The sequence below is a fragment of the Mucilaginibacter kameinonensis genome (assembly GCF_003675385.1).
Classification (GTDB): Bacteria; Bacteroidota; Bacteroidia; order Sphingobacteriales; family Sphingobacteriaceae; genus Mucilaginibacter; species Mucilaginibacter kameinonensis.
Map to the genome: position 1 here is coordinate 460663 of NZ_RCWZ01000001.1, position 13684 is coordinate 474346.

The 13684-nt window shown below is 41.2% G+C and carries 11 protein-coding genes and 1 tRNA gene; 9 read left to right on the top strand and 3 right to left on the bottom strand.

The genetic code is table 11. The features are described from left to right. A complete protein-coding gene (locus EAH55_RS02040) occupies window positions 1-3330 on the bottom strand; it encodes a DUF4175 family protein (RefSeq protein WP_121808283.1) in 3330 nt (1109 codons plus the stop codon). Window positions 3331-3546: 216 nt separating this feature from the next. Next, window positions 3547-3975 carry a hypothetical protein gene (locus tag EAH55_RS02045; RefSeq protein ID WP_121808284.1) on the bottom strand — a complete coding sequence of 143 codons (429 nt, stop codon included), beginning with the start codon at window positions 3973-3975 and terminating at the stop codon, window positions 3547-3549. 435 nt (window positions 3976-4410) lie between these two features. Here EAH55_RS02045 and EAH55_RS02050 point away from each other — a divergent pair, with 435 nt between their 5' ends. The 6 genes from EAH55_RS02050 to EAH55_RS02075 all read left to right on the top strand — a co-directional run bounded on the left by EAH55_RS02050 (window position 4411) and on the right by EAH55_RS02075 (window position 9085). Beyond that, entirely contained in the window at window positions 4411-5124 is a 714-nt protein-coding gene (locus EAH55_RS02050) for a hypothetical protein (RefSeq protein WP_121808285.1), read from the top strand. Between the two features lie 108 nt (window positions 5125-5232). Beyond that, a tRNA-Pro gene (locus tag EAH55_RS02055) sits at window positions 5233-5306 on the top strand. A 186-nt stretch (window positions 5307-5492) separates the two neighbouring features. Next, window positions 5493-6353, top strand: coding sequence for a chromate resistance protein ChrB domain-containing protein (locus EAH55_RS02060; protein WP_121808286.1), 861 nt, complete (start codon window positions 5493-5495; stop codon window positions 6351-6353). Window positions 6354-6415: 62 nt separating this feature from the next. Beyond that, window positions 6416-7405: a DUF1259 domain-containing protein gene (locus EAH55_RS02065; RefSeq protein ID WP_121808287.1), complete on the top strand. Its 990-nt coding sequence runs from the start codon at window positions 6416-6418 to the stop codon at window positions 7403-7405. Continuing rightward, window positions 7405-8580 (top strand): chromate transporter, encoded by a 1176-nt coding sequence (locus tag EAH55_RS02070; RefSeq protein WP_121808288.1) that lies wholly within the window; start codon window positions 7405-7407, stop codon window positions 8578-8580. The genes EAH55_RS02065 and EAH55_RS02070 overlap by 1 nt, the downstream gene beginning before the upstream one ends. A gap of 1 nt (window position 8581) precedes the next feature. Then, the gene (locus EAH55_RS02075) at window positions 8582-9085 is read left to right on the top strand and encodes a hypothetical protein (protein WP_121808289.1); all 504 of its coding nucleotides are present in this window, start codon (window positions 8582-8584) and stop codon (window positions 9083-9085) included. Window positions 9086-9179: 94 nt separating this feature from the next. Here the strand turns inward: EAH55_RS02075 and EAH55_RS02080 are convergent, their stop codons facing one another. Next, window positions 9180-10217: a hypothetical protein gene (locus EAH55_RS02080; RefSeq protein ID WP_162996720.1), complete on the bottom strand. Its 1038-nt coding sequence runs from the start codon at window positions 10215-10217 to the stop codon at window positions 9180-9182. Between the two features lie 625 nt (window positions 10218-10842). Here EAH55_RS02080 and EAH55_RS02085 point away from each other — a divergent pair. From EAH55_RS02085 to EAH55_RS02095, 3 genes are all read left to right on the top strand, one after another. Next, entirely contained in the window at window positions 10843-12249 is a 1407-nt protein-coding gene (locus EAH55_RS02085) for a Wzz/FepE/Etk N-terminal domain-containing protein (protein WP_162996721.1), read from the top strand. A 50-nt stretch (window positions 12250-12299) separates the two neighbouring features. Next, complete coding sequence (locus EAH55_RS02090; protein WP_121808292.1) at window positions 12300-12779, top strand: OmpA family protein; 480 nt, start codon at window positions 12300-12302, stop codon at window positions 12777-12779. Between the two features lie 202 nt (window positions 12780-12981). Next, on the top strand, window positions 12982-13482 hold the full coding sequence (locus tag EAH55_RS02095) for a GNAT family N-acetyltransferase (protein WP_208644772.1): 501 nt from the start codon (window positions 12982-12984) through the stop codon (window positions 13480-13482). The last annotated feature ends 202 nt before the right edge of the window (window positions 13483-13684 follow it).

Here is a 13684-nt window from a genome sequence, read left to right on the forward strand (position 1 = left end):
TTATTTGGCGTTAAGTTGATCAAAGTAAGATTTTATTTTTTGTTTATAATACAAATTAAGTGCCGGAGATACTGTTCTGATCTGCTCCGTTTGTTTCGCTTTTTGTTGCTGGTACCCCTGCAGTGCTTTTATATAACCCGGTGGCAAATCCTTGCCCGCATTGCTCTCCCGTTGCTGATCCTGATCTCGTTGCTGCTCGGCCTTTTCGGCCTCTAATAATCGGGTTTGTATCTGCTGCTGCCTTTTTAGCGCGTCATCTGTAATCCTCCTGTTTACGAGATCACGTTCCGTTTGTTCCATTTCTTTCGAAATTTTATCCAAATTGCCCAATCCGCCGGTACCATCTTTATTTTCGTCCCTGTCAATTTGTTGCAAAGCCTGCCGTATCATCTGCTGCTGACGTGCCATTTTAGCAAACTGCTCGCTCATGTTGCCACTACTGCCCTGCTGGCCTTTACCCTGATTGCCCTGTTGCTGCATTTGCTCACGTGCCTTTTGCATGTTCTGGCTAAGCTGCTGCTGCATCTTGGCCAGCTGCGATATCGACTGTTGTTTCCCTTTGCCTCCTTTACCGCCCTTGTTCATCATTTTTTGCATTTGCTCAAGCGCTTCGCTTAGCATAAGGGCCAGGTTATTCATTGAGGTCATGGCGTATTGCTGATTGCGGTTTGCTTCAAGCGTCCGCCTGTCACCCAACTGCTCAAGGGCTTGATCAATATGCTCGTTAATACTGGCTATCTCCTTGTTTACAGTCGACTGGATTTGCGGAACCCTCCTGCTGATGGCGTATAAACTATCTTCGGCTGTTTTCAGGTTGTCTTTAATATCCTTCTGACTTTGCGATAAAGTAACGTACGACGGATCTGTAGGGTTAGTGTTTTTGAGCGTTTGCATCAGCTTTTCCTGGTTAAAGGAGCTGTTAACAAGGCTTTTTAACAGCTCCCTTAGCTGCTGCGCATCAACGGCATTCTCTTTTGATTCGCCTTCATCGCTATCCTTCTGCATTTTGGCGGCAAGCTCTTTCATTTGTTTTGCTGCCTGCTGCTGCGATTTTGAAGCCTTTGAGTTATCCTTTTTTTGCAGATCGCCCGCGCTTTGATCCATCTGCTGCTCAATATCTTTTGTTTCGTTTTCGGGGTTCTGATAGTCGGATTTACGTTCGGCCTGATCGTTGGCTTTCTGTAATTCGTCAAAGCCTTTCTTCACGTCCTGAAAATCCTGTTTCAGCTTATCCTGTTGCTGCTGCAAATTCTTTTGATCGGCTCCGGACTGTTTGGTTTGTTCGGATAGCTTTTGCTGTTGATCTGCCAGTTTATTCAACTGATCGAGGTTTTGATTCAGCTTTTGCTCAAACTCCAGTTTCTTATACAATTCCAACACCCTGTCCAGCTCTTTTTTTAATGATTTATTATCCATCTGCATTTTAGACAATTCATCTCGGGTGGCATCTTTTTGCTGCTCATTAAGCATTTGCTGCAGGTTTTGAAGCAATTCTTTTGTTTTTTGATCAAGCACGTTGTTAAACAGGTCTTCTATCTGTTTTTGCTTAGCCATGATCTCATCCGTTTGCTGCTGGTTTTCCTGGCGGTTGTATAAATTCTTTTTATTATCGGCCTGGATATCTTTTACTAAATCTTCCAGGTCTTTACGTTTTTGCATCAGATCTTCCACCTGCTTTTTCTCATCAAAGGAGAGCGTATTTTTATTCAACAGGTTCTGGTTCAGCTTTTGCGCATCACGTTCAACCTGGCCGGCTAATTTAATGGCCGATTGCATTTTTTCTTTTATAGCTTTTGACCCTGCGTTTAACTGTTGGTTAATCTCCTTGTTGTCAGGGACATTTAGTGTATGTTTTGCTGTACGGGCTGTTTTGTGTCCGGTCACTTCGTCGTTATCGGCAACCTCAAAAAAGTAGCTTACATGGTCGCCCGGATTGATGCCCATTTCTTTCAGGTTCCAGTAATAAAAGAAATCTGTTTGTGTCTGGGCCAAATCAGCATTAACCTTTTTGGTAAACTCTTTTGCTTTGCTGTTACCGGCAGCTTCAATAGTATAATGAAACGTTAGCGACGAAAATCCATGATCATCCTGGATCTTGCCATTAAAATAGAAGGCTTTCATACTTACCGAATCCGGCTTTTCATCAACCATGATAGATGGAGCCTCATCAGTAATAACATTAATACGATACGAAGCCGAATCACTTTGGCTTACCTGCGCATTAACCGGTAAAAGTTTATAAACAGCGTTCTTAAGCACCCGCTCACGGTGCTCAAACAAATCAGCGCCATTTTGTACCGCGGGGTGGCTTTGGCCATTCATATCAAACATGAGCGCGCTGGCATATTGCGTGTGCAGCTGCCAATTCACGGTTGTACCGGCCGGAATAGTTAAATCGCCGGCATTTAACAGCTTCTCATTTTTTTTATGCAGATAGGCTGGATAATTCAGCTCAACATCAAAATGGAGCAATGCCGGCTTTTGATTCACCTTGATCTCGTAAACCACCGAACTAAATCCGTTACCCGATAATTTAAACCGGGTATTTTGCTGCAGGTTGCTAAACTGGTAATGAAAACGACTGATGTTATCCTTATCCAGCTTAAAGGTATTCTCTCCGGTTTCAACATATATATCAGCCGGCAGCTTATCACCTTCCAGTTTAATATCAACCTTTAAATCATTACCCTGAACAACAGATAGCGTTTTGTTCAACACAATAAACTTAAACGGGGCAACAGGCACAAAATACTCATTATGCCTGATGAGCCTTTTAGTACTTTCGGTTAGTACCGATGGCGCCGCCAGGGCTATAATAATGATTACCCCCAACGGACCAAGGGCCCATTTTAAATACTTAGTATTTTCCTTAAGGTTGATAGCCGACGGAAAACTCACCGGTTTAAGTGCTTCTATCTTTTGATCGATACTGGCTTCGATGAGAGCGCGATGGTTTTCATCTTCGGCAGCCAGTTTTTTTAGCTGCAGGGTGTTGAGCAATTTATCATGAACATCGTTAAAATGCCTGCCTATAATTTCGGCAGCTTCGTCATGCGTTAATGTTTTGCCCAGTTTAAGCCAGGCCAGTAATGAGGGTAAAACCAACCAGCAAACCAATACGGTATTAAGCAGGATAAAAAAGTAGAAAAGTATGGTGCGCAGCAGAATGCTGAAATTGCCAAAATACTCGCTCAGGGTTACAACCACGTAAGCGGTGAAAAGACCAGCGCCTAAAAATATTAACCCACGCAGAAAATTATTGAAATAATACTTCCGGGTGAAAGTATTGATTTTGCCAAGCAAAATTTCATAGTTTTCTGTCGAGGCCATGGTACAGGTAAAAAAAAGTCAAATACACTCCCTGGTTAAACGCAAAAGCAATGTATTAAATATATACGTGTTGGTTTAAGTTAAAAAATTAAAGCAATAATAATAAAATGTTAACTGTTTTATGACAATAAAAAATGATTGGCCCGCATTACCAGGATAGATACGGCTACAAACCGGGATAACATACCAATTTAAGGATAATTCCGCTTTTTTGTTCTAAGCTCTTTCTTCTTCCTCAACCATTTCTGGTTCGAGCTTATGCAGCCAGATGCCAGCTATACCTGTAATTGAATATGGGAATATAATTACCGCAACAGAAGATATGGCCGAGACTTTTCTTTCGAAAAGTAGTTCAAAAAAGGAGAGTACAGTAATGATGAGAATTGCTGTGGTTAAACCCGTCTTGATATAAAGTGGATCTCTTTTTTTTGATAAATAATAAACGGCCATCCAAAATATAAAGGCAAAGGGAATAGTGACCAGCAAAATCATATCGGCAAAAATGATGTAATCTTTCCTGATCTCATCAACAAGGCTTATTTGAGGATTCTGAATAATAAACCACGATAGAACCAATTGCAGCAGAGGTGCCACAATAACCAGCATCAGCCAAACCTTTAAGCTATATGTAAATGACCTGTTCATAATTTATCAAGTGCGCCAACAATATACATAGCAAGCAATAAAATAACAATAGCCCCTACTTGCAGGCAATTTACTTTATGTATAAATAGCGATGCTATTTTTAATAGTTATAAAACAATAATAATTTAAAAGCAATACAACGCTTTAACAGGCTTATTGGTAAATTATAAAACTGATTTTTTTATTAAAAATTATCTCTGCATCAACTGATTTTTTTCTTTTATAGATAAGGAATGCTAACCTGAACCCTATCTCTGACAAAAAGAAGTAAAGACGCATAATAAATAACGTAACTGACTCATTTACCCTCCCTCCATAATCATTAACCACCAATTAATTTCAATATATTAAATTAACGTAAAATAGGTGATTTAACGGGTTGTTAAGCGTATAGTTAATTATTATCTTGCATTCACTTAGCCGACACCCCCTACCATGACTACACCTAATCACCTTGATCCTTCTATATTGAACTATTTTAGTGTGGGTAGCGTTTGGCAAAACATTATGTTTTATGGTATTATTATTTGCCTTTTATATATTAACCTTTTTTTAACCCGGCGAAAGAAAACATATAAGCTACAGCTTGTTACCGATATACCTGCCGAAAACGAGGAACAGAATCAATCTACTGCAGACACTTCAGCCAAGGCCTTATATAAAACAAATGCCGAAGAAATAGCTATCCTTAAAAAAGAGTTACTGGCATTGGGCGAGGAGTTAGAACTTTCGTACATGAAATCTGACAGGCTTAATGATCAGCTATCAGAAATACTGGACTGCCTTGAACTAACTGTAATTTATGATCATAACCCCTGGGACTGGTCGTTGGATTACAGTAGTCGGGAGGTTACACTTTCAGCGTATGGCTTGCGGATCCGCGGTTTTTCAGAAGATGACAAGCCCGCGTTTGACGAAGCCGTTACGGTTATTGATCCCCGGTACCGCCAGGCAGTAATAGATGCTATTGAAAACTCATTTAATACCGGGGCCGATTTTTCAATGACTTACCTCATTAACCCTTTAGATGGCAGCCGGCCAAGAGAGATAAAAGCAATAGGCCATGTACAATACAACGAGCTTGGAATCCCATTAAAACTATCCGGAAAATTCGCGCTTACCTATAGCGAGTTGCTGGCAAAAAAGTAGGGTTTAAAGCACCTTGGTATCCGGTAAAAAATCAAAAGCCTCCTTTTTGATAGTTGCATTTTGAATTATACCCGCAACAATTATATTTGCAATCCGGCTATACTTAATCGGGATGTAGCGTAGCCCGGTATCGCGCCAGCATGGGGTGCTGGAGGTCGTGGGTTCGAATCCCGCCATCCCGACACTAAAGAGCATATTTGAGCGACTTATAAGTCAATTGGATGTGCTTTTTTTGTATTTTAAAGCATCTGGTATACGGTTAGGTATACAGACCTTTGCTCAACTCGCAGCGACTTGCAGATAAACAAATCTGCCATAGCTTTATTGTTCTTCTTGATTACATTTGTCCTTTGAATCATCATTATCAAATGAAATGGATCACCCGTGAACGTCCAAAAATTGATCGCATAGCCTGTCCCTGGTTGATACGGCGCTTTATTGTTGCTGAAGCTGAAATCATATTTGTACCGTTCGAGCAGGTCTTGCTGAAAGCAGATGAGTTAGGAGCAACTCCATTTGATTTGCCCAATGTGGAATACACTCATTACGAAGATCGATGCACCTTCGATTACTTCATTAAAAAACATCAGCTGAAAGATACCGCACTGAACAGAATTGCTGCTATCGTCAGGGGAGCGGACACAGACCGTCACGACTTTGCACCGCAAGCTGCCGGGCTGGAAGCTATATTTTCCGGTTTAGCTCATAACATCAAGGACGATCAGGAGTTGTTAGAGCTTGGGATAACCATTTATGATGGGCTGTACAGTTGGGCAAAATATTTACACCAACTAAAACACACGCAGGCAGGGCCGGTAGAACAAATGTTGTTGGAGGTGTTTCATAAGTATATCAAACAAAGCGCTTCAAAGAAAGCTCCTGAATGGGCCAGAGAACTCAAAGAGATGATTCAGGATCAACTCGATACCAACATGACCCTAAGCTTGCAGCAGGTGTCAGATGAATTGGAGATCAACCCGACCTATCTCTCCCGCGAGTTCTCCAAATATTTTGATAACCTATCATTTGGCGATTACATCCGCAAGCTGCGGGTTGACAAAGCAATCCATCTGATGGGATCAACAAATTACTCCCTAACCGAAATCGCTTACCTCACCGGCTTTTCAGACCAGAGCCATTTCAACCGCATCTTCAAAAAGCAGACGGATCAAACCCCATCCGGCTATAAGAAAAGTATCCTCAAAGGTAAAAAGGATACAAATAGATAATTACGTGCAAGTTTAGGGCATGTCAAGTGGGTAGTATTGCATTATCAATATAATCCACCACCATGAAAACAAACACGATCACCCGAAGACAAGCCTTACAGGCCACAGCGGTTTTAAGTTCGGCTTTACTTTTACCGTTTAATAAGGTAATAGCAGCGACCATAATAACGGATAAAACTCCTGCTTTAACAGTCGACGAAATAGCCGGTATAGATGCCGCATTAGGTAAGAAAGGCAGCTACAAAGAAGCTGAATCAGTTTACACGATACCATTACCACGCAATGACCTGAAGATGAAGATCAAAGGCGAACCTATACCAATTCCTTTTGGCTTTGGCGGCTGGGTATCCTTTAAGAAAACGCTTGATGGGAAATCAGCTATGGTGATGAGCGATACCGTGTTGCAAATGGAAGAGGTTAACCCGCTTATCTCCGCTGCCCATGCCAACGGTTTAGAAATAGCGGCTATCCACAACCACTTCTTTTACGAAGAGCCGCGCATTTACTACATGCATATCCACGGAATGGGCACAATCGCAGAACTGGCTAAAAAGTATGCAGATACGATCAGAGACAGCAAACTTTTCCCTGCAAATCAACCAGCACCATCGGCGCCGCCTGCCATTACAGGTAAAGAGAATTTCGATTTACCGGCATTAGATGCTATTGTTAAGTACACAGGTACAGTAAACGGCCCTACTTACAAATACACCGTTGGCCGTGCCGACTTAAAGATTATGGCAATGGGTGTGGAAATGACGACCAATATAGGCTTGAATAGCTGGGCTTCATTTGCAGGAAAACAGGATGATGCGCATATCGCGGGCGATATTGCTATGCTGCAAACGGAGGTCAACTCGGTCATCAAAACGCTACGGGCGCATAACCTCGAAGTCGTGGCTGTACATAACCACATGCTGGGCGACGATCCACATATGATTTTCCTTCATTATTATGGCCGTGGCGATGCCAGTACGTTAGCGAAGGGTTTTCGTGCCGCTTTAAATGTACTGGGTAAAAAAAGTGATGGTATGAGTAACATGAAGATGTAATGAAAGAACAAGCGATCAAACCGGCATATTCGCTATGGGATATAACCACCTATTACTTAAAACTGGGTTCCTGGGGTTTTGGTGGGCCCGTGGCTTTAGTCGGCTATATGCATCGTGACCTTGTTGAAAATAAGAGCTGGTTAACCGAAGAGGAATACAAGGAGGGATTGGCTTTGGCTCAATTAGCACCAGGGCCTTTAGCTGCACAATTGGGTATTTATATCGGTTTTGTTCATTACGGTCTACTTGGTGCAACATTAACAGGCTTGGCCTTTGTACTGCCATCTTTCGTTATGGTCGTGCTTTTAGGCATGGCCTACCAGTTGTACGGAGGCTTGGCCTGGATGCAGGCTGTTTTCTATGGCGTAGGTGCCGCTGTTATTGGCATCATTGCTATGAGCGCTTACAAGCTGACCATCAAATCTATCAGTAAGTTTGAACCTGCAGCAATGAAAACAAAATGGCTGCTATGGCTATTTTATCTGGCAGCGATTGTGATCACAGTTACTACAGAGCGGGAAGAGATCATCTTATTCCTGGCTTGTGGTATTTTATATATGATGATCAAGGCGCCACCACAATGGATTAAGAAACCCGCTGTACTACCCGCAGGAATATTGATAAGTACCGGTTTCTGGAAATACGATAGCAAGACTTTGCAGGAGATAGCGTGGTTCTTTGCTAAAGCCGGGGCATTTGTTTTTGGTAGCGGTTTAGCTATCGTACCGTTTTTACATGGTGGTGTGGTAAAAGAGTTTGGCTGGCTCAATGAGCACCAGTTTGTTGACGCTGTAGCAGTGGCCATGATCACGCCGGGGCCGGTGGTAATTACAGTAGGCTTCATCGGTTACCTCGTGGCCGGCTTTCCGGGTGCATGCGTTGCCGCCTTAGCAACTTTTCTGCCATGTTATTTATTTACGGTTGCTCTTGCACCCTCATTCAAGAAGATCGCTAAAGATAGAAGTGTTAAAGCCTTTGTGGAGGGGATAACCGCTGCTGTGATAGGGGCCTTAGTGGGTTCAGTGATCATTATCGGCTTGCGGTCAATCATTGACGTTCCAACTGCGCTGATCGGCATATCTGCGGTATTAGCGCTCATCTATATCAAAAAGTTACAGGAACCCTACATCATTGGGATAGCTGCAATTATCGGTGTCCTGATCAAAGCCCTCTAATATGTTTAAATATCTTATCACAATTCTTCTATCACTTGCCCTTACCAAATCGATCTTAGCTCAACAAACCTCCGGTTATCCGAAAGTAACAGGCTATTTTAGCATCGTTAATCCGATTGCTACCTGGACAAAAGATGGCTACACAAGCAACTTTGGAAATGTCTATAGCATAGGTTTTCCGTTCGGGCTAAACCTTTTAAAAAGTGATCGCTTCGGCGTTAGCTTTGAGGTAGCGCCACTCATACGTACCGAGAAGAACATATCTAAAGTTAGTACAGTGCTATTTCATCCCGGTGCGATGTTTCGATTTAAGCACGGGTTCACTTTCATCGGACGCATGGCCTTTGAAACAAATGGCCGCTTTGGCATCACTCCGATTTTCAACCAAGTAATCAAAAAGGGTAAGGATGCCAGTCTATTCGTTGCTGTACCATTTCCCGTTAGATTCGGTAATAACCAGCCTTCCTCGTTCAGCACTGGTGCGCAGATAGGGATAAGTTTCTAAACGCCTGAACTCTATTTTTAGCTTAAAGGCGACGACAGAGGTTATAGATTGGAGTGAATTACTCTGCAAAGTTACGCTTCCCGCTTAAATCTTATTAGCCTTTTTTAACCAACTTTTTAAACTGTTTAAAAAATGAATCTATCGTTAGCTGGGTACGTATCATAGCTGGTGTTCGTACAATTTTAAACTCTTTATCCTTTGAGAAGAATTTTTCCATAAGGTTTACCTTATATATGTTAGCTTCGGCAGGCGAGAAGTAATACTTAGATGCATTTTTAATTTTATAAAGACTAAGGCAATCAGTTGGAGGTACTGTTTTTTCGGGATTAGCGCGGCCGAGCCAGGCTTCATAATAATATCGGTAATCTGTTATTTCCGGCTCTTCACATTTAGCCAGATACGCCCCTTTTGCATACCAGAAGTTAAACCAAATCCACCCTTCTTCCGACGGGAATAGTCCCGCCTTTTGCTTATCTTCTTTATTTAATAACTGTATGTTTTTCCTCCAGTTTTCAAACGTTTTTGTAAACAAAAGGATCTCTTCAAGTGAGCGGGAATGCAGGTTATGTGTCATTCCTTTACTATGAAAGTATAAAAAAGTGCTCTTTGGATCCTGCTTTGCTAAATCGTGCATTAATTTAAATGCAGGATATTCAAATTGATTGATTGTAGAAACGCTTACTATTGCCGAAGGAGTAATTTTGCTTATGATCTCCTTTATTTCTGCTGTATAGTTGTTTGTATCGGTTACATGAATATATAACTCCGCTTCGGATAAGATCCCATAACCCTTTAATTGAAATAGCTGCCCTGCGAGGATGGCGCGCCAGTTTGAATGCGGACTGGTAAAAAAATAATATATGATCTTTATTGTACTTTCCGCTTGCGCGAACGAAATGGTTATATCTTCTGTATATCGATCTTCGAGAATGTTGTAAACCCGATCACCAATAGATATTTGCAGATATTTTTTATCATTGCCATTAACCGATCCAAAAACCTTATGAAAGACCAAATCTTTCGGTATTCGTATAACATCGCCACTTACATAATCATTGATTTTATCAGAAACATCAATAGTTTCTGCGGGCAGCATATCTATATTAAAGGTTCCGTATAATGCTTTATTCACAGCAGGTTGCATTCGTGTATCGGGTTTAGGTTAGTACAAATCCAATGCTTGCTTTAAGCTTGGCAATTCAATAAAGTGGGACACATTTTTGCAAAACAAGCCCGCTCTCCGTCGCCAAAGGTACGGCAAATGACCAATTGGTTCCAAGCCAAAATAGCCACCTGTTAAAACCTCATTACCAGGTACATCAATACCCAAGACCATTAAAACCTTAGGTGTAGCCAAGTAAAAAGCATCGCTTTAGCGGCTGAAAGAGCACATTTACCAAGTGTGTTGCCGATTAGATATGCGTTTCTCCATTTTTAAGCTTAAGATATTTCATAGCTATTCCCCTCTTTGATACGCTGTAATTCGTCATAACATTAAACACCTATGGCCACGATAATCAATCGGTTAAAAACAACCAGCGAACTAAAATCATCGATAAGCTGACCATTAAATGTTGTGTATAGCGCTTTACAATTTTTGAGGTGGAATTGAGAAGCTTAGCTATAACAAAATGTGAAGCACTATGAAAATCGACGATACCTGCATCTATATAAGAAACAAACCATTAACGCATCTGTTCAAAATATATAACATTCTAAATTACAGATATTTACAATTAACGAAATCAATATATTCTATGAACGAGGATCACAACAAAGGTCCGGGAAGGAATATTTCAGGTCTTTTATTCCGCAACAAATATCTCATTATTGCTTCTGTAGCAGTATTTGTATTAGCGGCTTCTGTTTATTTGCTTTTTTCGTCACCCAAATACAAAGTACGGGTAGAAGTGGCCACATCCAACAACTGGCAATTACCTATTACCGCAATCAACGAACTACGGTCTGAAACTGCGATAAAAAATGCCGTTAAAGCGCTAAAGCTTCAGGTAAGTTACTATCGCAAAGGCACTTTTACAACAACGGAACTCTATGGAGATTCGTTACCCATTAAGTTTGTGCTTGGCAAAGGGAGTACCTATAATTCTCCCGCTGAAATCACTATTAATTTAATCAATGGCAGCGTCTGCAGGATCGATCAAAACAATGTCCTTACAGATGTACCATTATACCATTCTGTTAAATACGGCTCTTTAAACTATACCATAATAAAAGGTCCCGCTTTCAAACCAACACAACCTCCGCTAACGCTTAAAATCACACCCTTTGCTAATTTGACTGAACTGTTTAGTAAAAATTTGAATGCAAAAGTTTTAAGCAGTAATAGTTTTGAACTGAGTATAAATGTAAATAATGCTCAAAAGGGCCAGGCCTTTTTAAATAAGCTGATAGAAATTATAAACAACCGATACGCGAAAACAAGCTTAACCGGCAAAACAGATATTGACAAATCATTAATCCCTGAGTTAAACGATAGCATAACATATTATAAGGCAATTGCAAACAAATACCGGCAGCAGCAGAACGTGCTGAACCACATAAGAAAAACGATACCAACAGTTACACCCGAAAAAGAGCAGGTTGCTTTAGATGCATTTGACGCCATTAAACCTTATCTCACCAAACCCCTCTACACTTTTGTTTTAATCCCCGACGGCTATGATGTTGGCGACAGTCATATCGAAAAACTAATAACGGATTTTAACAACGCGCAACTTGCAAAGCAGCGACAGCTACGGGATTCCGATGCGAACGCGTCCGCTTTCAATTTAGAGATCGGATCATTACAGAAAAAACTTTTAAATGCCATAACGTTCAGGGACAAACGGATTAGGGACAGCAGCCAGCCTAAATGGACAAGATCTGTAGGCGCCTTTTTATCCGAGCAATTAAATGACTCCCTGGCCCACGTAAACGCAGTTATCAAAAACAAGCAGCAACAATATACCAGGCTGATACATGGATCAGGTACACAGGCGGCTGATTTAAGCCTTACTGTAATTGAACAGTCGGACACACGGGAATCGACGGTTCCGAGATCACTGTTAATATATCTTTTAGCACTGTTGGCAGGTTTGATATTGCCCTCTTTGTTGCTGGCATTCAATGAACATTTGATATCTAAAAGAGAGACCGCTCATTAAAAACAATCTTAAAATGAAGAATATCAATTAAAAATATAAACATTAAAACCATGAAAACGAATTATTTAAAACCAATCACAACGGCTTTAGCCGTATTGTTTTGTTTGCTAAACTTCGCCGCAATGGCAGGGAATCCGGATAAACCAGGCACAAAAAAAGACGATTCTCCCAAAAAACTATCGCCGAAAGCATTGGCCAACATGAAAATCAAAAACATCGAGTTTGGGTTTAACAAATCAACCATCCCGGATAACGCCCACAACAACTTGAAAAATGTTGCTAAACTGATGAAAGACAACAATGCCTCACTCAAGCTGGGAGGCTATGCCGATAACAGGGGCGCATACGTTTACAACTGGATGCTATCAAAAGCACGGGCCGAAGCTGTCAAAACATATCTTGTACAAAACGGCGCCGATTCAGCACGTATTGCAGCTACCGAATATGGTTATACCCATCCTGTAGCGTCAAATAAAACAATTGCCGGCCGTCAGAAAAACAGGCGTGTCGAAATCCATTTTACAAATTAAACATCGTGTTTTCGTAGTAATGCAAAACGGCTGATCTGGAATTATGATCAGCCGTTTTTGTTTTTAATCGGTTACAGGGTCAGTTCATTTTTAAATTCCCTCCCCCATTAATGCAACCCGCGCATTAACAGATAACAAATCGGCATTTTTTCACATATATTATCCTCCTAACTTTGGATAAAGACGTTTTAAATGACATGTTATGGAGCCGATAAAGTTTAGAGATGCTACGGAAGCCGACTTAAGCAAAATAGTTGAAATATATAACTCAACCGTTGCATCACGGATGTCAACGGCTGATACCGAACCCGTTTCTGTTGAAAGCAGAAAAAAGTGGTTTTATGAGCATGGTCATATCAGACCATTGTGGATAGCGGAGAATAGCGACCAGAATGTTGTTGGCTGGATCAGCTTTCAATCCTTTTACGGGCGACCGGCCTACAATGCAACCGTCGAGATCAGCATTTACATTGATGCCAGCTATCGGGGCCAGGGACTTGGAAAAAAATTACTGGAGCATAGCATTGCTGCAGCCCCATCGCTTCAAATAAAAACCCTGGTCGGTTTTATTTTCGCGCATAATGAGCCCAGTTTGCGGCTATTCAAAAACTTTGGGTTCGAAGAATGGGGAAACCTCCCCAATATAGCTATCCTGGACAATCAGGAAAGAGGGTTAAAAATTCTGGGAAAAAGAGTCGACTAAGAGAAGAACTTACACCGGTATCCATTTCCTACGGTTATGTTAATTCGCAAAACTTCTTCCAGCTTTTGTATCCGCAGAAGTTTGACAGCACATTAAGTGTATGTAATGATGGCTTAAACTTTGTTTCTTTAAACCCGTACAACTTGCACAAGGAGATTGGGCTTAGCTCTTTACGTGTAACTTGCCTAATCTTGTCGGTTAA